General features: G+C 68.3%; 20 protein-coding genes. 5 read left to right on the plus strand and 15 right to left on the minus strand.

Annotated elements, in window-relative coordinates; translation table 11 throughout:
- The first annotated feature begins 7 nt into the window (after positions 1-7).
- The gene (locus AB0M93_RS01560; RefSeq protein ID WP_364266990.1) at positions 8-331 is read left to right on the plus strand and encodes a helix-turn-helix transcriptional regulator; all 324 of its coding nucleotides are present in this window, start codon (positions 8-10) and stop codon (positions 329-331) included.
- Between the two features lie 73 nt (positions 332-404).
- On the opposite strand, the gene AB0M93_RS01565 is transcribed toward AB0M93_RS01560, so the two are convergent.
- The gene (locus tag AB0M93_RS01565) at positions 405-1,889 is read right to left on the minus strand and encodes an MFS transporter (RefSeq protein ID WP_364266993.1); all 1,485 of its coding nucleotides are present in this window, start codon (positions 1,887-1,889) and stop codon (positions 405-407) included.
- 24 nt (positions 1,890-1,913) lie between these two features.
- Here AB0M93_RS01565 and AB0M93_RS01570 point away from each other — a divergent pair, with 24 nt between their 5' ends.
- A complete protein-coding gene (locus AB0M93_RS01570; protein WP_364266996.1) occupies positions 1,914-2,375 on the plus strand; it encodes a MerR family transcriptional regulator in 462 nt (153 codons plus the stop codon).
- 75 nt (positions 2,376-2,450) lie between these two features.
- Here the strand turns inward: AB0M93_RS01570 and AB0M93_RS01575 are convergent, their stop codons facing one another.
- From AB0M93_RS01575 to AB0M93_RS01585, 3 genes are all read right to left on the minus strand, one after another.
- The gene (locus AB0M93_RS01575; RefSeq protein ID WP_364266999.1) at positions 2,451-3,569 is read right to left on the minus strand and encodes an acyltransferase; all 1,119 of its coding nucleotides are present in this window, start codon (positions 3,567-3,569) and stop codon (positions 2,451-2,453) included.
- A 149-nt stretch (positions 3,570-3,718) separates the two neighbouring features.
- On the minus strand, positions 3,719-4,714 hold the full coding sequence (locus tag AB0M93_RS01580) for an aldo/keto reductase (RefSeq protein ID WP_364267002.1): 996 nt from the start codon (positions 4,712-4,714) through the stop codon (positions 3,719-3,721).
- 26 nt (positions 4,715-4,740) lie between these two features.
- Positions 4,741-5,145: an antibiotic biosynthesis monooxygenase family protein gene (locus tag AB0M93_RS01585; RefSeq protein WP_364267005.1), complete on the minus strand. Its 405-nt coding sequence runs from the start codon at positions 5,143-5,145 to the stop codon at positions 4,741-4,743.
- A 685-nt stretch (positions 5,146-5,830) separates the two neighbouring features.
- Here AB0M93_RS01585 and AB0M93_RS01590 point away from each other — a divergent pair.
- On the plus strand, positions 5,831-6,613 hold the full coding sequence (locus AB0M93_RS01590) for an AfsR/SARP family transcriptional regulator (RefSeq protein ID WP_364267008.1): 783 nt from the start codon (positions 5,831-5,833) through the stop codon (positions 6,611-6,613).
- A gap of 60 nt (positions 6,614-6,673) precedes the next feature.
- Here AB0M93_RS01590 and AB0M93_RS01595 read toward each other — a convergent pair whose 3' ends face one another.
- The 5 genes from AB0M93_RS01595 to AB0M93_RS01615 are packed head-to-tail and all read right to left on the minus strand — an operon-like array spanning position 6,674 to position 11,095.
- On the minus strand, positions 6,674-7,726 hold the full coding sequence (locus AB0M93_RS01595) for a methyltransferase (protein WP_364267011.1): 1,053 nt from the start codon (positions 7,724-7,726) through the stop codon (positions 6,674-6,676).
- A gap of 19 nt (positions 7,727-7,745) precedes the next feature.
- Positions 7,746-8,024 carry an acyl carrier protein gene (locus tag AB0M93_RS01600; RefSeq protein WP_364267014.1) on the minus strand — a complete coding sequence of 93 codons (279 nt, stop codon included), beginning with the start codon at positions 8,022-8,024 and terminating at the stop codon, positions 7,746-7,748.
- Position 8,025: 1 nt separating this feature from the next.
- On the minus strand, positions 8,026-9,243 hold the full coding sequence (locus AB0M93_RS01605) for a ketosynthase chain-length factor (protein ID WP_364267017.1): 1,218 nt from the start codon (positions 9,241-9,243) through the stop codon (positions 8,026-8,028).
- Positions 9,240-10,508, minus strand: a complete 1,269-nt coding sequence (locus tag AB0M93_RS01610) for a beta-ketoacyl-[acyl-carrier-protein] synthase family protein (RefSeq protein ID WP_364267020.1) — start codon at positions 10,506-10,508, stop codon at positions 9,240-9,242. Before AB0M93_RS01610 ends, AB0M93_RS01605 begins: the two co-directional genes overlap by 4 nt.
- The gene (locus tag AB0M93_RS01615; protein ID WP_364267023.1) at positions 10,505-11,095 is read right to left on the minus strand and encodes a lipocalin-like domain-containing protein; all 591 of its coding nucleotides are present in this window, start codon (positions 11,093-11,095) and stop codon (positions 10,505-10,507) included. Before AB0M93_RS01615 ends, AB0M93_RS01610 begins: the two co-directional genes overlap by 4 nt.
- 47 nt (positions 11,096-11,142) lie before the next feature.
- Between AB0M93_RS01615 and AB0M93_RS01620 the strand changes: the two genes are divergently transcribed.
- Together AB0M93_RS01620 and AB0M93_RS01625 are read left to right on the plus strand one after the other, a co-directional pair.
- On the plus strand, positions 11,143-11,964 hold the full coding sequence (locus AB0M93_RS01620) for an aromatase/cyclase (protein ID WP_364267026.1): 822 nt from the start codon (positions 11,143-11,145) through the stop codon (positions 11,962-11,964).
- Positions 11,961-12,713: a cyclase family protein gene (locus AB0M93_RS01625; protein ID WP_364267029.1), complete on the plus strand. Its 753-nt coding sequence runs from the start codon at positions 11,961-11,963 to the stop codon at positions 12,711-12,713. The genes AB0M93_RS01620 and AB0M93_RS01625 overlap by 4 nt, the downstream gene beginning before the upstream one ends.
- Before the next feature lie 208 nt (positions 12,714-12,921).
- On the opposite strand, the gene acs is transcribed toward AB0M93_RS01625, so the two are convergent.
- The 6 genes from acs to AB0M93_RS01655 form a co-directional block, all read right to left on the minus strand.
- Positions 12,922-14,901 (minus strand): acetate--CoA ligase, encoded by a 1,980-nt coding sequence (gene acs / locus AB0M93_RS01630; protein ID WP_364267032.1) that lies wholly within the window; start codon positions 14,899-14,901, stop codon positions 12,922-12,924.
- A 93-nt stretch (positions 14,902-14,994) separates the two neighbouring features.
- Complete coding sequence (locus AB0M93_RS01635; protein WP_364267035.1) at positions 14,995-15,813, minus strand: methyltransferase domain-containing protein; 819 nt, start codon at positions 15,811-15,813, stop codon at positions 14,995-14,997.
- 33 nt (positions 15,814-15,846) lie between these two features.
- Positions 15,847-16,299 (minus strand): group 1 truncated hemoglobin, encoded by a 453-nt coding sequence (locus tag AB0M93_RS01640; RefSeq protein ID WP_364267038.1) that lies wholly within the window; start codon positions 16,297-16,299, stop codon positions 15,847-15,849.
- 11 nt (positions 16,300-16,310) lie between these two features.
- Positions 16,311-17,369 carry an aldo/keto reductase gene (locus tag AB0M93_RS01645; RefSeq protein ID WP_364267041.1) on the minus strand — a complete coding sequence of 353 codons (1,059 nt, stop codon included), beginning with the start codon at positions 17,367-17,369 and terminating at the stop codon, positions 16,311-16,313.
- 58 nt (positions 17,370-17,427) lie between these two features.
- Entirely contained in the window at positions 17,428-18,240 is an 813-nt protein-coding gene (locus AB0M93_RS01650; RefSeq protein WP_364267044.1) for an LLM class F420-dependent oxidoreductase, read from the minus strand.
- Positions 18,237-19,424, minus strand: a complete 1,188-nt coding sequence (locus AB0M93_RS01655) for a methyltransferase (RefSeq protein WP_364267047.1) — start codon at positions 19,422-19,424, stop codon at positions 18,237-18,239. The genes AB0M93_RS01650 and AB0M93_RS01655 overlap by 4 nt, the downstream gene beginning before the upstream one ends.
- Positions 19,425-19,427 lie beyond the last annotated feature (3 nt).

A 19,427-nucleotide genomic window follows, 5' to 3' on the forward strand; every position in this document is an offset into this window, starting at 1 on the left:
AGTCGCCGTGGAACTCAAGAAGCGGAACCCCGGGCTGCGGGTCAGTGGCGCCTACCTGTCGGCGCTGCGCACCGGCAAACGTGAACGGCCCTCCTACGACCTGCTGGAAGCGCTGGCGAAGTTCTTCGGCGTGACAACGGCGTACTTCTTCGATCGTGATCACGCCAACCAGGCCGTCAAGCAGCTCGCCATGCTGGACGAGCTGCATCAGGCCGGCGTTCGCTCGATCGCCTTGCGTGCCGTCGGGCTGCCACCGGAGAGCCTCGCACCCGTCCGCGCCGTACTGGACGAGATCCGCAAGCTGCAAGGGCTGCCGGAGATAGACGACTGAGCCACGAAGCCGCGCTTCTCCTCGCGAACCGGACGGCAAGAACCGAGTGCATCCTGTGCCGTCCGGTGGCGGGTCAGCGGCGCGCCGCGGCCGGACGGACTTCGGCGCCCCGGTCGACTTCCTCGAACAGCTCCACCGCGCGCTCGGCAGTGCCCTTGGCCCACCGCCCGGTGCTCACCAGCCCGAGGACGACGATGCCGATGCCGAGCGCCAGTACCAGCCACCACACGCCATGTTCGGCAACGGTGTAGGCACGCTTCCCGTCGGCCAGCGAAGAGCCCACGATGGTGCCGGCGATCGCCACGCCGAGGGTGGTGCCGGTCTGCCGTCCGGTGGAGATCAGCGACGCGGCCACCCCGGCCATCGAACGGGGCATCCCGGCGACCGCCGTGTTGGTGATCGGCGGGTTGACGAGGCCCAGGAACGCACCGAACAACAGGTAGGTCGCGAGCACGGCGACGAGCGGGGTGTCCGGTTCGAGCCAGAGTGACGCGGCGCCGCCCAGTACGAGTGCGGCGCCGGCGATCACCAGCGGCAGCCGGGGACCACGGGAGGCGACCAGCTTGCCGGCGACCGGGGAGAACACCGCGATCAGCCCGCCGACCGGGAGCAGGCACAGCCCGGCCGCCAACGCCGCCAGGCCTCGCACGTCTTGCAGGTACTGGGTGGTGACGAACAGGAACCCCTGGAAGCCGCACAACGCGAGCAGGGCCATCAGCAGTGCTCCGCTGAACGGCGCGCTGCGGAACAGGCGCAGCTCGAACAACGGGTCGGTCCGGCGTGGTTCGTAGAGCAGGATGCCCAGCAGGCTGAGCACGGCGACGGCGAGCAGGACGAGGATGACCGGCGAGGTCCAGCCCAGCCAGCGGGATTCGATGATCGCGTAGACGAGGCTGCCCAGCAGCGCGATCGACAGGACTTGGCCGACCGGGTCGAACCGGCGTGTCCGCGTCGCGCGGGACTCGGGCACGTAGATCACGGTGCCGAGGATCGCGATGGCCAGGATCGGCACGTTGATCCAGAAGATGGCGCGCCAGCTCAGGCTGTCGACCAGGACGCCGCCCACGATCGGTCCCGCCGCCAGTGCCAGGCCGGTGATCGAGCCGAACGTGCCGATGGCTTTGGCCCGTTCGCCCGGATCGGGGTAGGTGGTGGTGATGATCGCCAATGCCACCGGGGTCAGCATCGTGGCGCCGACGGCCTGCAGCGCGCGCGCCGCGACCAGCCCTTCGATGGTCGGTGCGAGACCGCACAGCACGGAGCCGATCCCGAACAGGGACAGGCCGACCATGAAGATCCGGCGACGGCCGACCCGGTCGGCGATGGACCCTGCCAGCACCACGAAGCTGGCCAGTACCAGGGTGTACGCGTCGACCGTCCACTGCAGGCCGGAGATCGTGGTGTTCAGGTCACGGCGGATGGACGGCAGCGCGATGTTGACGATGGAGATGTCCATCATCGCCACCATCACCGCGACGCAGCAGATCGTGAACACCAAGGTCCGCTGACGCCGGCCGATCCCGTCACTCTTGGTATCGGGTGCTGTTGAAGGAGTCATGACGTCGATGCTAGAATTTAGAGCGTGCTCGAAGTCAAGCCGGCAGTCGAGGCCCTTCCCGCCATTCCGCCGGAGGGGGTGAGTATCGCCGAGGCCTCCCGTCGTACCGGGGTCAGTGCGCACACCCTGCGCTACTACGAACGCGCCCAGCTGGTGGTCACGCCCCTCGATCGCACCCACAGCGGCAGGCGCCGCTACCACCAGCTCGACATCGAATGGATCGTCGTCTGTACCAAGCTGCGCGCCACCGGCATGCCCATCAAGACCATCCGGCGCTATGCCGAGCTCGTCGCCGCCGGGATCGGCAACGAGGACGCGCGCCTCACCCTCCTGGAGGCCCACCGCGCCGAGGTGCTGGCCAAACTGGCGGAGCTGCGCGAGAACCTCGAACTCATCGACCACAAGATCGACGTGTACCGCGGGCGGCTCGCCGCGGGGGACGCGGACCAGATCTGGGCGCCGACGCGGATGGCGGACAGGCACTGACGACCCGGATCGCCCGCGCATGACAAAGACCGGCGTGGGCAGCCACGCCGGTCTTGTTGTCACACCCGGCCGGATTCAGGCCAGCAGCAGTCCGCTCGCCACCGCGCACACCACGACGATGCCGGCGACCATGCCGGTGAAGGTGAGCCGGAGATTGCGGACCAGGGGCGGCCAGAACCGGATCGGGTCCTCGACGAACCGTTTCGACAGGTACGCCAGCACCAACGACGCCGCCACGATCGCGAGACCCGTCGGGGTGGAGAGTTTCCCGCCGGCCACGGCGGCGGGAAAGGCGTACGGTGTCAGCACGATCAGCGGCCAGTGCCACAGGTACAGCGAATAACTGAGATCGCCGACCAGCTGCACGGGAGCCGACGAGGTCACGGGGGAGTGCCACTGCCGGTGCGGGTTCGTGCCGCCCACGACGACCAGGGCGGCGCCCACCGCGGGGACCAAGGCCAGCGCCCCGGGGAACTCGCTGTAGTCGTTGAACACCAGCACGGCGAACACGATCGCGGCCAGGCCGGCCAGCGATGCCAGGTTCGCCGCGATCCTGGGCAGCTCGAGCTTCGTCCCGGCCATCGCGACCACCGCGCCGAGCGCGAGTTCCCACACCCGGACCGGCGTGATCAGGTACGCCATGTACTGGTTGGCCCCGGTGAGGTACACGCTGTACGCGAGCGAGGCGAGCCCGACGACGGCGATCCCGGTGAACCGGAGCTTCGGTGAGAACTTGAACAGGAGCAGCAGCAACAACGGCCAGCACAGGTAGAACTGTTCCTCCACGGACAGCGACCAGTAGTGCTGCAACGCGGTGAACAGGGTGGGATCGGCGGGCTTCGTGGCCACCAGCCAGTTCTGCCAGTACAGGGCGCTGGCGGAGACCTCGCGGCCGTAGGCCGGCCACTGCGTACGGGGGACGAACACGTACGCGGCGATCGCGACGAACAGCAGGACCAGGAACGCCGCCGGCAACAGGCGGCGCACCCGCCGTGCGTAGAACTGCGCCAGCCGCAGGTGCCCGGTGTCGATCTCGCGGATCAGCTGGGAGCTGATCAGAAAACCGGAGATCACGAAGAACACGTCGACACCGACATAGCCGCCGGTGAGCGGCGAGTTCGGCCACAGGTGGTTCACGATGGTCACCGAGACCGCCAGAGCGCGCAGCGCTTGGACGTCGGGGCGGAAGCCCACCGGTCCGCGTTTGCCGGGACGGCCCGGTTGCTCGCCTGCCCCGGCGCCGGCTGCCGGATCACCGCCGCGGTCTTGGCGATGCTCGGGCACGGCCGGCTCCGGCCGCTCAGGCCCGGGGACCCGTGTCGTCCCGGACTCCTCCGCGCGGGTCATCGCTCACTGTCCAGGAACGCGATCTGCCAGTCGGCGTAGCGTCCTCCCGCAGCCGAGTCGGCCGGCACGGCCCGCTCGATGGCCGCCAGGTCGTCGCGCCCCAGCTTCAGGTCGGCCGCAGCCAGCGACTCGGTGAGCTGTGCGCGGGTCCGTGCGCCGATGACCGGGATGATGTCCGGTCCCTGGGCGGCCACCCAGGCGATCGCGAGGGCGGCCACCGTGGTGTCGCGCTCCTCGGCCAGACGGCGCAGCCGCTCCACGAGTTCGAGGTTCTTGGACAGGTTCTCCGGCTGGAAACGCGGTGCCCGGCTGCGGAAATCCCGGTCGGTGGTCTGCCGCTGCGGCGTCCAGTGCCCGGACAGCAGCCCACGCGACAACACCCCGTAGGCGGTGATGGCCACCCCGAGTTCGCGGCACGCCCCCAGGATGGATCGCTCGATGCCCCGTGAGATGACGGAGTACTCGATCTGCAGGTCGGCGATCGGGTGCACCGCGTGCGCGCGGCGCAGCGTCTCGACGCCGACCTCGGACAGGCCGATGGCCCGCACGTAACCGGCCTGCACCATTTCGGCCATCGCGCCGACCGTTTCCTCGATCGGCACGTTGGGGTCGACACGAGCGGGGCGGTACACGTCGACGTAGTCCGTGCGCAGCCGCTTGAGCGTGTAGGACAGGAAGTTCCAGAGCGCCTCGGGACGGCAGTCGAAGCCGCTCCAGTGGCCGTCGGGTTTGCGCAGCCCGCCGGTCTTGACGCTGATCGTCACGTCGTCGCGGTTGTAGGAGCGCAGCGCCTCGTGGATGAGCAGTTCGTTGTGGCCCATGCCGTAGACGTCGCCGGTGTCCAGCAGGGTGATCCCGGCGTCCAGGGCCGCGTGGATGGTGGCCACGCTCTCCGCCTCGTCCGCGGGGCCGTAGTTGTCGGACATTCCCAGGCAGCCGAGGCCCAGCTCCGAAACCGCGGGGCCGGCCTTGCCCAACTGTCGTGTCTCCATGTCGATCTCCTTCGCCTAGGGCGCCGTCACGGCTTCTCGCCGGACTTCACGACCAACGCGGTCTCGTAGATCATCGGCTTCGGCGCCGCGCCCACGTTGTCCATCAGCCGCTGCACGGATGCCCGCCACTCCGGGTTCTTGCGCGCCTCGGCCAGCGCCGCTCCGCTGGCCCAACGAGCCACCGTGACGAAGCCGAACTCGGCGGCCGGGTCCAGCGACCGGAACATCTGTGCCTGGATGAACCCCGGCTGTGCGGCCATGACCCCGACCCCGATTTTCCACCGGGGCAGGAAATCGTCCCGGTTCTCCACCGGCACGCTGAACACGTTGATCACGGTGACCTGGTCCTGCATGAGGGCATCCGTCAGAATGACGGCGTCCTCGGCCCGGTCATTGAACGGGGTGTGAACCAGTCGAACGGCGTCGCCCACGGCACTCCTCATTTCTGATCAGACGGCCCTGCAGAGGAGGACGTTGCCGCGCGGAGTTAAAATGCCGCTCAAGTCTGAATAACCGATGTCCGGGCCCCCGCGCCACCCGCCGCGGCACGCCACGACGAAGTCGAATCCGGTGTATCGGTGGCGTGGCTAACCGAGAAGGATCCGGACTTTGCGGACACGGGCCGGATGTGGATCCGGATACCGCGACCGGGCCGGGAAACGGTACGTGGCCAGAAGTGGACAGCAGGTCACACGGTTGCTCACCAGGTGGATATTGACAAAGCACCTCAAGCCTGGGGTAGACTGTTCAACTGGCAGTCCAATCGATTCAACTAGCAACTGGGGAGGTGCCCCCGGTCCACTGGGCCGGGTGGACGTTGACTGGGCGGGCGTTGACTGGGTGGAACAACCGTCGTCGGTTTGTGATTACCGAAATTTCATATGCTCTGATGGGTGCTCGGCTCGCGGAACACGATGCGCATCCGGGGTATCACCGGTTGCGGCCGTTCGTTGAGCTCGGGATCGATCCAGGAGCATTTCGGCGAGACATCGTGACCGTCTCTCGGAACTGCTCACGCAGACTGACATTCGCGCATCCAGGTCGCAGTCGGCGACACAGGTCAATGTTGTCCGAAAGGAATACTTTGTAGTAACGGCTTTCACCGGAGATTCTCTTATGCGAAGCGAGCAGATTCGGATCGGACTTCTGGGAACGCTCAAGGTGACCTATGCCTCCGAGGGGACGCGTCACCGCTCATTGCAAATCACCGCGGCGAAACAGCGTCAGGTACTGGCGATGCTGGCGGCGAACGCGAACACAACGGTCAGCACGGACCAGCTGATCGACGAACTGTGGTCAAGCGATCCACCCAGCACCGTCAAGACCATTGTGCACACCTACGTCTACCAGTTGCGCAAGCTGTTCGGGGAGCGGCTGCGTTCCGCGGACGGTGCCACACTGCTCGCCACCCGTCCCGGCGGCTACCTGCTGACCGTTCCGCCGGAGAACGTGGACATCTTCCAGTTCCAGGACCTGATGGGGCGCGGCAGAGCCGCACTGCGGCACGGTCGGCCCGACCACGCCGCCGAACTGCTCGGCCAGGCGCTGGCGCTCTGGCGCGGCCCCATCCTTCCGGATGTCGACGTGGGCCCCGTTCTCAAGGGGCTGTCGGTGTACCTGGAGGAGCAGCGGCTGGAGGCCGTGTCCGCGCGAATCGACGCCGATCTGGCCAACAACCGGCATGGTGAACTCGTCGGTGAACTGCGCCGGCTGGTGGCCTCGCACCGGCTGCACGAGCCGTTCCACATCCGCCTCATGCAGGCGCTGCACCGGTCCGGGCGCCGCGGCGAGGCGCTGGGTGCCTACCACCAGCTCCGCACGATCCTCGATCAGGATCTCGGGCTGGAGCCTTCCGGTGAGGCGAGGCAGATGCAATGCGAGATCCTCAACAGCGACTGACCGGCGAGAAGGGGTTCGCCCGCTCTGTGTCACAGAGCGGGCGAACCCCTTCCGTTGCCGTCAGCGCGGGATGGCTGCCTCCACCAGGTGGAGCAGCGGCTTGATCGGCTGGACGCCCTCCAGACGCAGGCCCGACCGCTCGACGAGCCGCGTGATCCCCTTCAGCGTGTGTCGCTTGCCGTTGGTGTTGAGCAGGAACAGCAGGTCGATCCCGGTGGCGTAACGGACTTCCGGACTGTCGTCGACGAGGTTCGTGATGACGAGCACCTTGCCACCGGGACGCCCCGCCGCCACGGCGTTGCGCAGCGCGGTGACCGTCCGCTCGTCGTCCCATTCGAGGATGCTCTTGAACAGGTACACGTCCGCCTCGACTGGAATTCCTTCGAGACAGTCACCCGCCATCACCCGGGCACGCGAGGCGAGCGCACCACCGGGGCGCAGCCGTGGATCCGGGTTCGCCACCACCGCGGGGAGATCGACCAGCACCCCTTCCAGGTGCGGGTTCGCTTCCAGCAGGACGGCCAGGTTGTAGCCGCGGCCGCCACCGACGTCGGCGATCGTCTTGACGTCGCCCAGGTTCAGCGTGTTCGCGATGCTCGCGGACGTGATCCGGCTCAGCTCGGTCTGGGACCGGTTGAACACCTCGGTCGACTCCGGCCACTCCTTGTGCAGGTGCGCGAAGAACTCCGAGCCGTAGAGGTCTTCGAACAGGCCCTGCCCCCCTTGGCGCACCGCGTGTTCGAGGTGTGGCCACAGCTCCCACGTCCACGGCTCGGTGACCCACAGCACCCAGTGCTTGAGGCTCTGCGGGTGCTCTTCGTGCAACAACGCCGACGTCGAGGTGTGCACCACGCCGTCGGCGGTGTCGGCGAAGATCCCGTAGCAGCTCAGGTTGCGCAGCAGGCGTTCGAGCACGCCGGCGTCGACCTCGAGCTTCTTCGCCAGCCGGTCCACGGGGACAGGCGTGTCCCCGAGCGCTTCGGCCACACCGATCCGGATAGCGGCCCGCAGCGCGGCGGGCGCGGCCGCCGCCAACGCGAGCTCGCGCAGGGTCGTCACCGGCGCGATCTCGTGGTCGCCGGCACCTGATGAAGTGTTCGCCACAACAGCCATTCGCAGTCCCAAGTCCGAGTCAGATACCGGTGGCCGGCCGGCCCGCGACGGCGGCGGGCGCGAGCTGGTCGTTGATCAGCAGGAGCAGTTCCGCGGGTGTCCGCAGCTCGGTGAGCTGCTCGTCCGGAATGACCACGCCGTACTCCCGCTTGAGCGTGGCCGAGGTCTCGATGAGGACCAGCGAGTCGTATCCGAGTTCCTCGAACGAGACGCTCATCCGGTCGACGGGCAGAGCGTCGGCATCGCCGCCCGCGCACTTGATGATGACGTCGCGCAGGTCCTCGATGCTCATGGTCATGTCAGTCTCTCTTCCAGTGGTTGCGGATAACGGTGGCCGCGTTGAAGCCCCAGCGGCCACGGGCGAGCACCAGCGCGGTGTCCACCCGCATCCGGCGAGGCTCCCCGAGCACGAGGTCGATGCCGTAACCGGCCGGTACCTCGGTGGTGCCGAAGGTCGGGGGGATGGTGTCTTCCTGGATGCTCATCAGGGCGCAGACGACGTCGAGCACCCCGCCGCCGGACAGCAGCCGGCCGGTCAGCGCTTTGGGCGAGGTGACCGGGACCCCGGACTCGCCGAAGATTCCGCGCAGCGCCTGCGCTTCGGCGCGGTCCAGTTCCGGCACCCCCGTCGCGTCGGCGAACACCACATCGACGTCCTGGGGCAGGATGCCCGCGTCGGCCAGGGCGGATTCCGCGGCCCGCCGCAGCCCTGGCCGTCGGCCGCTGCCAGGGGGCGGGTCGAAAGTGGCCGCGTAGCCGGCGATCTCGCCGTACACCCTGGCGCCACGAACACGTGCGGCGTCGGCGTCCTCCACCACGCAGATGGCGCCGCCCTCGCCGGGAAGGTAACCGGCCGCCCGCGTGTCGAACGGCCGGTACGCGGTGGCGGGGTCCGGAACGACGCTGACCCGGCCGCTGGCCAGGTGGGCGGCCCAGCCCCAGGGATCGAACGCGGAGTCGACGCCGCCGGACACCACGAGGGGAGTGCCCGCGCGGACCGTGCGCCTGGCGTGGCCCAGGGCATCCAGGCCGCCCGCCTGTTCGGCGACCAGTGCCGTCGACGGCCCGCGCATACCGTGCCTGATCGAGATCTGCCCGGTGTTCACCGCATAGAACCACGCGAAGGACTCGTACACGCTGACGTGCTCCGGGCCCTGGCTCCAGAGTTTCCGGAACTCCCGGTGGGTGAACTCGAACCCACCGGAGGCGTTGGCCGTGACGATGCCCATGTCGTATTCGGGCAGGGCCTCGGTATCCACGCCCGCGTCGTTCAGGGCAGCCTCTGCGGCGATCAGGGCCAGCCGGGTGGACACGTCGGTCTGCGGGAGGAGCCTCGCGGGCAGGTATTCGGCCGGGTCGACGGCGCCGACCAGACCGGCCAGCCGCGCCGGGTACCGGGTGGTGTCGAACCGGTCCAGCACGGCGATGCCGCTGCGGCCGGCCAGGGTGGCGGCCCAGAACGCCTTGACGCCGATGCCGTTCGGCGCGACGACGCCGAGCCCCGTGATCACGCTCATGCGTTCGCCCGCTTCGGCCGGGTGAGGACCATGGCGCTCTGGAAGCCGCCGAAGCCGCTGCCCACGGTGAGCACGGTGTCGATGTGGTGTTCGCGGGCCACGTTCGGCACGTAGTCCAGATCGCATTCCGGATCGGAGACGTGCAGGTTCGCCGTGGGCGGCACCACGTGGTTCGCCATGGCCAGCAGCGACGCGGCGATCTCCACCGAGCCGATGGCGCCGAGGGAGTGACCGACCATGGACTTCAGCGAACTGACCGGCGTCCGGTAGGCGAGATCGCCGAGACTGCGTTTGAACGCGGCGGTTTCGTGCCGGTCGTTCTGCTTCGTCCCCGAGCCGTGCGCGTTGATGTAGTCGATGTCCGCGGGATTGAGCCGGGCCTGGTCGAGAGCGACCCGGATCGCCTCGGCCATTTCCCGGCCGTCGGCCTTCAACCCGGTCATGTGGTAGGCGTTGCAGCGGTTGGTGAAACCACTCACTTCGCCGTAGACGCGCGCACCCCGCTCCACCGCCGAGGTCAGTTCCTCCAGCACGAACATGGCCGCGCCTTCGGCGAGAACGAAACCGTTGCGGGTGCCGTCGAACGGCCGGGAAGCGTGCGCCGGGTCGTCGTTGTAAGTGGTCGTCGCCTTGATCGCGTCGAAACAGGCGACCACGATCGGCGTGATCGGAGTGTCCGTGGCGCCGGCGATGACGACGTCCGCGCTGCCTTCCCGGATCAGGGCGGCCGCGTGCCCGACGGCGTCGATCCCGGACGTGCACCCGTCCGACACCATCGCGACCGGCCCCTCCGCGCCGACCGCCCAGGCGACCTCGGCCGACATGCTGCTCGGGACCATGTAGTCGAACATGTGCGGCGACAGGTGATCCGGCGACATCTCCCAGGAGCGGCCCGAGTCGGACAGCACGAGGTACTCCTGCTCGAGGCTGGTCGCCGCCGCCACCGCGCTGCCCAAGCTCACTCCCACCCGGTGCGGTGACCGTGCGTCGAGGTCGATCCCGCTGTCGGCGATCGCCTCCCGGGCACACACCACCGCGAACTGGGCTGCCCGGTCCATCCGCCGGACCTCCCGGGGGCTCAGTCCTTCTGCCTCGGCGTCGAAGTCCACCTCCGCGGCGACCTGCGACCGGTACGGCGCGGGGTCGAAGAGAGAAATGCGTCTCGTCGCCGTCCGCCCGGCCGACAGCAGTTCCCAGAACCGTTCTTTGCCCAGCGATCCCGGGGCGCGCACTCCCATTCCGGTGATCACGACGCGGCGGTTCACGAGGCAACACCTCGTGCGCGCCGCCAGTCCATGACGACGTAGTCGTGCGGCCCGTCGAGGCGGCGAGTCAGCCGGAGACCGGATTCGCCCACCTGGACCTGCCGTGCCTGTTCGGTGTGCACCACCCGGTGGTGCGAGCCGATGAAGACCTCGTGCACCACGGTGTCGTCGCGCACGTGCCAGCGGCCGGCGTAACCGAGGTAGTCGTCCCTGGAGCCGAGGTAGGGCGGTGGCAGGGTGCCGTTCGCGGCCGTCAGCAGGTTGGTGCGCATCAGACTGGCCGCCATGTAGCCGTCCTCGTGGTAGATCAGCAGCCCATCCGCCTGGTCACCCATCGGTCCCTCGCTGGTGGATCCGTCGTCGTCCAAGTAGTAATGGGCCGCCAGCCGCCAGCTTCCGATGAGGTCTTTCTCAGAAAGCATTCGCGCTCCCGGCGTCATGGAACAGTGTGCTGACAGAACACCTTGAGGCGACCGTGCCGTGACGATCTCAACGCGTGCTAAAGCCGCCGTGGTCTCCTGCTGATTCACGAAATGGACGGCGGAACAGTTCAGCACCGGTCGAGAGCGGCTCCAGATCTCGTTCATAGCGTCGGCTCATTCCCCCCGTGCGGTCCACTTTCGAAGGAAGTCCCATGATCGTGCACACGCTCATCTACCGGTTTTCCCCGGAGGCCGACGAGGACAAGGTCCGGAGCTTCTTCGACGGCCTGCACGAGATCACGGCCGAATCCGGTCTGGTGTCGGGCTTCGGCTGGCGGCCGCACGTGCGGTTCCCGATCGACGATCACGCCAAAGGGATGACAGCGACCCACATCGCGCAGTTCTCCTGCCAGGACGAGGCGACTCTGCGGAAGTTCTCCGAGATGCCCGCCGTGCACGAGTTCATCGCCAAATGGCGTGCGGAGCTGAACTACGAGGCCGCATACGCCAACCACGAGGAGATGCTGCCGCCGGGCAGCGGAAAGGCGAACTCCATGTTCCACACCGAACACACCGTGACCGTCGAGGCGCCGGCGGACGTCGTCTTCGCCGTGCTGGCCGACATCGAGGGGTACGCGAACCTGTTTCCGCCCACCCGGGAGTCGACGCTCCTGGAGGAGAGCGAGACCCACCAGATCGCACGGCTGGTGGTCGACGTGAGCGGGCAGGTGCAGAGCTGGGTGACCCGCCGCGACATCGATCGCGAGCACCGCGTCATCGCCTACCGGCAGCTGGAGAACGCTCCCATGATCGAATTCATGGGGGGTGAGTGGCGCGCGCTCCCGCTGGACGAGGAACGCACCCAGCTCGTCATCACCCACGACTTCGCCGCTCGGCCCACCGAAGCCGTTCCGTCGCAGGAAAAGGCCACCGAGCTGCTGCGGGCCGCCGTGGACCGCAACAGCGACGCCGACCTGGACGCGGTGCGCAAGGAGTCCGAGCGGCGCGCGCAGGCCGTCGGCAGCCCGGCGTGAGCCGCCTGATCGACCTCAGCGTCCCGGTGCTGGACGGTCCGAGCGAGGCCACGCCGGTCGAAGTCTCGGTCCTCGATCACAAGTCGGCACCGGCCGCGCTGGGCCTGCGGCCGGAGGACTTCCCGGAAGGTGAGGCGATCTCCAACGAGACGGTCACGCTCACCACGCACACGGGCACCCACATGGACGCGCCGCTGCACTACGGTCTGCGAAGCGGCGAAAGTCCGGCGGCTGCCATCGACGAGATCCCGCTGGACTGGTGCTTCGCCCCCGGCATCCGCCTCGACCTGCGGCACATCCCGCCTGGCGTGGGGATCACCGCGGCCGACATCGAGGACGCGCTGGCGAAGGTACCTGTCGAGCTCGAGCCGGGAAACGTCGTCCTGCTGTGGACCGGGGCGGATCGGCTGTGGGGGACCGAGGCTTACCGCACCGACCACCCCGGGATGACCCGGGAGTCGACGGCCTACCTCGTCGAGCGCGGGGTCAACGTGATCGGCATCGACGCCTGGGGTTTCGACCGGCCGTTCGCCTCGATGCTCGGCGATTACCGGGAGAACCAGGACAACCGGGTGCTCTGGCCCGCGCATCTCTACGGCCGCGAGAAGCCCTATTGCCAGCTGGAGAAGCTCGCGAACCTCGACGCGCTTCCCGAGGCTGCCGGCTTCACCGTGGCCTGTTTCCCGGTCAAGCTCGCCGGGCTCGGTGCGGGCTGGACCCGGGTGGTCGCCATCGTCGACGAGGCGTGACCACGGAGACCCGTCGCGGTCGTGCTGCAAACGCTTGGAGGGCCGGTCGGACCGGAAGCGACCGGCCGGCCCTCCTGCGACACCCGTGGGAAATACGATCCGATCGAGAAAGGTGAAGGGCCCCTTCCTCACGCCCAGCGTGACGAAGGGGCCCTTTCACCATGGCCGCCCCCCCGGTGGGGCCCCGCTGACGCGAGGCCCCCCGGGCTCAGTCTTCCGCCGTTCCGGACCCCGCCTTGATCAGGTCCATGACCGCCGAATCCTGGAGCGTGCTGACGTCGCCCAGCGTGCGGTTCTCGGCGACGTCCTTCAGCAGGCGTCGCATGATCTTGCCGGAGCGGGTCTTGGGCAGTTCGGCCACGAACACGATCCGGCGGGGTTTCGCGATGGGGCCGAGGGTCTTGGCGACGTGGTTGCGCAGTTCGTCCTTGAGCTGGTCTTCTGTCTCGCCGGCGGTGTCCACGCTGCCGCGGGCGATGACGAATGCGGCAATGGCCTGGCCGGTGGTCGGGTCGGACGCGCCCACCACGGCCGCCTCGGCGACCGAAGGGTGCGATACCAGGGCGGATTCGACCTCGGTGGTGGAGATGTTGTGGCCTGAGATCACCATGATGTCGTCGACCCGGCCGAGCAGCCACAGCGCGCCGTCCTCGTCCCGTTTCGCGCCGTCGCCGGCGAAGTAGATCCATTCGTCACCGGAACCGGCGCCGGCGCCGAACCGGGACCAGTAAGTGTCGACAAAGCGCTTGTCGTCGCCCCAGATGGTACGCAGCATCGCGGGCCATGGCTCGCGGAGCACGAGGAAGCCGCCGCCGCCGTTCGGCACCGACTCGGCCCGGTCGTCGACCACGTCGGCGGAGATGCCCGGCAGCGGGGTCATCGCCGAGCCGGGCTTCGTGGCGGTCACGCCCGGCAGCGGCGAGATCATCATCCCGCCGGTCTCGGTCTGCCACCAGGTGTCCACGACCGGGGTGTTGTCGTGGCCGACGTGCTCGCGGTACCACATCCAGGCCTCGGGGTTGATCGGCTCGCCGACGCTGCCGAGGATGCGCAGCGACGACAGGTCGTACCCGGCCGGGATGTCCTCGCCCCACTTCATCATGGTGCGGATGAGGGTGGGCGCGGTGTACAGGATGCTGACCTTGTACTTGTCGACGATCTCCCAGAACCGGCCGTGGTGCGGGGTGTCCGGCGCACCCTCGTACATCACCTCGGTGGCGCCGTTCGACAGCGGGCCGTAGACGATGTGCGAGTGCCCGGTGATCCAGCCGATGTCGGCTGCGCACCAGTGCACGTCGGTTTCGGCTTTGAGGTCGAAGACGGACCAGTGGGTGTAGGAGACCTGCGTCAGGTAGCCGCCGGTGGTGTGCAGGATGCCTTTCGGCTTACCGGTCGTGCCCGAGGTGTAGAGGATGAAGAGCGGGTGCTCGGAGCCGAACGCCCGCGGCTCGTGCTTGTCGTTCGCCTGCTCGACGGTTTCGTGCCACCACAGGTCCTTCTCGGTCCAGGTGACCTCCTCGCCGGTGCGGCGGACGACCAGCACGTGCTCGACGCTCGAGCACCGTGCGACGGCGTCGTCGACGGTGGGCTTGAGCGCCGACGGTTTGCCGCGCCGGTAACCGCCATCCGCGGTGATGACGACTTTCGCGCTCGCGTCCTGGATCCGGGTCGCGAGCGCGTCCACCGAGTACCCGCCGAAGACGACGCTGTGCACGGCGCCGATGCGGGCGCAGGCCAGCATCGCGACGGCGGCCTCGGGGATCATCGGCAGGTAGATCGCCACCCGGTCACCGGCCGTCACGCCGAGCTCGGTCAGCGTGTTCGCCGCCTGGCTGACGCTCTTGAGCAGGTCCGCATACGTGATCGTCCGGGTGTCACCGGGCTCGCCCTCCCAGTGGATGGCGACCTTCCCGCCCTTGCCCGCCTCGACGTGGCGGTCCACGCAGTTGTAGGCGATGTTCAGCTCGCCGCCGATGAACCACTTGGCGAACGGCGGATTGCTCCAGTCGAGGACCTGATCCCATTTCTTCGCCCACGTGAGCCGCTCCGCCTGCCGTGCCCAGAACGCCGGCGCGTCGGCGGCGGCGTCGTCGTAGGTGTCCGCCGTGACGTTGGCCGCGGCGGCCAGCTCGGGCGGTGGTGCGAACGTTCGCGTCTCGGTGGAAAGATTCTCCAGCGACGTGGTCATGGTGGTGGCTCCTCTCGCCGTTTCAGCGTGCGACCTCGGGCCGGCCGCAACGTCGCGGCGGGCGTCCGGTGACCGTGCCGGACCACGGCGCGATCACTCGGGCTTGCGGCCCCAGGCCTGGACGTACAGGTGCGAGATCACGGTGGTGCCCGGATCGGCGAGGTGATTGCGCAGCGCCGAGTGCAGGTCGTCGAACTCTTCCCTGGTGATCAGCTCGCTCGAGATGAGCCGGTCACGCAGGTTCTCGGCGAAGTCGGCGAGGACCAGACGCCGCGGGTGCCCGGCCTCGTGGTCGATGTAGAGGACGGGCCGCACCCGGATGTCGACGAGGCCCGCGCGGCGAAGCAGGCCAGGCAGCCGCCTGCCGATGAACACGTTGATGTGGTTCCGGTCCGCGTACCGCTGGGTGACCTCCATGAGCCGGTTCCACGACTCGGCGGGCGGGTCGCACACCTGCCCCACCCGGTCGCCTTCGTGGAACGCGACCCAGCCTCCCGGGCGGGCCAGCCGGACCGCCTCGGCGACGATCTCCTCGGGCCGCGGCACGTTGTGCAGGATCAGCCGTTCGGTGACGAGGTCGAAGCTGTCGCCGGGGAGGCCGGTCGCACGCGCATCGCCGTGCCGGACGTCGACGTTGTCCAGCGTGCGGTCCACGACGAACTTGCGCGCGAGCTCGACCGACTCCGCGTCGCGCTCGACGCCGATGACGGTTCCGTCCGGCCCCACCCGTGCGGCCAGCTCGTCCAGGCAGCCACGGGGTCCCACGCCGAGTTCCACGACGCTCTTGCCATCGAGCCTCCCGAACTGGTCGAACAGCCAGGCCGCCTCGGGCTGGAAGTCCTCCGCCTGTTCCCGCAGCCGCTCCCACTCCGCGCTCCGGTAGCCAAGAAAGTACTGGTCCTCGGTCATCATCGTTGCTGACTTCCTCTCGTTGGTCGGGGCTTCTCAACCGGCTTTTCGGTCCGCTGCCTTCGGTTGCTTCGCTCGCTCGTTCGCCGGAGCGTCCAGCACTTCGCGCCGGTAGCTCTCGATGATTTCCAGGTATTCCTTCTGCTCCTGCACACCCACGCCGCAGAAGCTCAGCGTGGCGGCGATTTCCAACGCCACGACGTCGAAGTCGTGCTCGCTCGCGATCATGTCGACGTGGGCGTAGTGCATGTCCCGGCCGGGGTAGCACTTCGGGCCGCCGGTCTGCTCGACCGACCACGCGGTGACCATGAACTTGAACCCGGGACGCCCGTTGCGCTCGTGCATCGCGGCGACGTAGGGATTCCGGTTGGCCCAGACGTTCGCGAAGAGCCGGTCGACGAGAACGTCCATGACGGCGGCGATCCCGAACACGCCGCCGAGACGTTCGTAGAGGGACGGTGTTTCCACCGCTTCGGACACGTTCGTCATGGACCTTCTCCTCACCGAGTTCCTGTCTGGGGGCCGAGCAACGTTTCGTCGGCCGGACTGAGCCGGTCCTTCGCCAGCTTCGCCTGGTGCCAGTACGGGTAGGGCAACGGCGAACCGCTCACCTCGTCGAGCCGGGCACGTTCGTCCGCCGCGAGCACCAGATCGGTGGCGCCGAGGTTGTCCGCCAGCTGTTCGCCGGTTCGGGCGCCGATCACGAGCGAGGTCACGGCGGGCCTGCCCAGCAGCCAGGAAAGGGCGACCTGGGCCGGCGAGACGCCACGGTCACCGGCGATCCGGACCAGGACGTCGACGATGTCGTACAGCTTCCGCTCGTCGCGAACCGGCGGTTCGTCCCATCCGGCGAACCGCCGCGACCCCTCCGGTGCCGGCTCGCCCCTCCGGTACTTGCCGGACAGCAGCCCGCCCGCCAGCGGGCTCCACACCAGCACACCGACGCCCTGGTCCACCGCCGCCGGGATGAGCTCGTGCTCGGCTTCCCTGGCCTGCAGCGAATAGTGGATCTGCTGGCCGGCGAACCGGGTGACGCCGAGGCGGTCGGCGGTCGCCAGGGCTTTCATCAGGTGCCAGCCGGAATAGTTCGAACAGCCCACGTACCGGATCTTGCCCGCACGCACCAGATCGTCCAGCGCGGACAGGGTCTCCTCGAGCGGCGTCGCCCCGTCCCACTGGTGGACCTGGTACAGGTCGATGTGATCGGTACCCAGCCGGCGCAGGCTCGCCTCGCACGCGGTGATCAGGTGATGCCGCGAAAGGCCCGCGTCGTTGGGCCCGTTGCCGGTCGGCATCCTCACTTTGGTGGCGATCAGCACCCTGTCCGACCGCCCCTTCAGGACCTGACCGAGGATTTCCTCCGACGCGCCACCGGAGTAGGCGTCGGCGGTGTCGAAGAGGTTGACGCCGGCGTCGATCGCCTGGTCGACCTGACGGGCCGCGTCGGCCGGGTCGGTGGTACCCACCTTGGCGAAAACGCCGCGCCCGCCGAACGTCAGTGCGCCCATGGACAGGGCGGACACGCGGATTCCGGACCTGCCCAGCTGCCGATACTCCATCCCGCCCATCCTTGTGGTGGTGTTCTTGACCTCGACCTTGACCTCGACCTGTTGCCGGCTACCGATTGGCGTCCCGCCACGCCAGCAGGTCGGTCAACGTCGTGAAGTCGTAGCCCTCGTCCGTGGGCTTGAGTTCCGTGACGTGCAACGTGATGCCCTCGGCCAGCAGGGTGTCCGCTTGGCCGGCCGTGGTCCAGTTGGTGGCCCGCTCGATGACGCTGTCGTCGCGTCCCGCGGCGGCCGCGTGCTGCTTGACGATGTCGTTCTTGCGGCGGAAGGTCTCGCGGTCCAGCCCGCTGTGCCAGATGTCGGCATACCTGCCGACGAGCGGGAGCGTGCGCCGTTCTCCGGCACCGCCGATGAGGATCGGGATCTGCCGCAACGGTTCCGGCGTCAGGTTCGCCAGCCGGTGCTCGATCCGCCGCAGGCCTTCGGCGAACAGGTCCATCCGCGAGCGCAACGTCCCGTAGTCGTAGCCGTAGACCGCATAGTCCTTTTCGAACCAGCCGGCGCCGAGGCCGAGGATCAGCCTGCCGCCGCTGATGTGGTCGACCGTGCGCGCCATGTCGGCGAGCAGGTCGGGGTTGCGATAACCGCTCCCCGTGACCAGCACACCGATCTCGGCGGTCGTGGTGATCTCGGCCCAGGACGCCAGCGCGGTCCACGCCTCGAAGTTCGTCACATCCGGCTGAACCGGCTCCAGCTCGATCCCGTTGGCGGTACGGCGGACCGCGGGCTTGTGGAAGTGGTCGTACCCGAAGACGATGTCGGTGCCGAGTTCCTCGGCCCGCAGCACCGCCGCGCGCCACGTCCGGTAGTCCGGGGCGCCGCCGGGCCAGATGTGGGCGGCGGCACGGACGGGCCTGGTCATGACGTCTTCTTCGCCGAAAGGATGCCGTGGACGACGAAGGTGCCCGGCAACAGTTTGGCGGGATCCTGGGTGACGGTGGCGGTGACCTCGAACCCGCACTCCCGCAACAGGTCGCAGTAGGTCGACAGCTTCTGCGGGCCGCCCTGGCCCATGGTGCAGCCGAGGAAGAACGCGGGGAAGAAGTCGATGTCGACGGAGGCGGAGTCCCTGGTGTTCTCGGGGTACACCGGCACGAGGATGTGGACCTGTCCGCCGTCCTTCAGCGAATCGTGGACCGCACGCAGGATCTTGCGCACCTCGGCCTTGTCCCACATGTCCAGGAAGTGTTTGATCATCACGACGTCGTAGCCGGTCGGGAGGGTCTTGAAGACGTCGCCGCCGACGAACGAGCACCGGTCCTCCAGACCGTGCGAGGCGAAGTTCGCCAGGCTTTCCTGTTCCTTCTCGGGCAGGTCGAACGTGGTCACGTGCAGACCGGCCGACCCCTTCAGCTTGTGGGTCAGGATCGCGCCGAGACCCGTGTTGCCGGCGACGTCGAGCACGCGCGCGCCGGCGGGGATCGTGATGTTTTCGAAGAACCACGGGTCGATGTGAGCGGTGACGTTGTCCATCAACGTCGACCAGGACATCCGCAGGTCCTGGTGCACGGCGACGGCGTCGTACAGCGTGCCGCCCTGGAACCCGTAGAGCTCGCTCAGCCCGACGAGGGTGCCGGTCTGCACGCTTTCGGTCAGGTAGAAGACCTGGCGGAGCATGGTCATCTTGATCATGTCCATCAGGGTGAGCACCCGCTGCAAGTCGGCCGGCGCGACCTCGGCGAGCGCGTCAAGGCGGTAACCACCGGTCGTTTCGTCCTGGGCGACGAAGCCTTCCTTCACGAGCAGGTGCAGGAGCTGTTCCACGGCGTCCGGGGTGGCGCCGACGGTCTCACCGAGCTGGACCGCGGTCTGGCCGCCACATTTCCTGAGCACGTCGATCAGCCCAAGCTCGAAGCAGCTCAACAGATTGGCGAACCTCGCGGGTCCCACCATGAAGTCCGTGAACCGGTTCAAGGTTGCGTTTGCGGACATGTGCGCAGATCCCTTCGCGTCGGTCGCCGGCACCCGGCGGCGCTGATGGTGGAGCGCGGTCAACCATCGTCGGCGGGGCGCCCGGGCTGGATCCGCGCCGATCCAGCCCGGCACTGA

The organism is Amycolatopsis sp. NPDC051102, assembly GCF_040682815.1.
In the GTDB taxonomy this organism is placed as follows: domain Bacteria; phylum Actinomycetota; class Actinomycetes; order Mycobacteriales; family Pseudonocardiaceae; genus Amycolatopsis.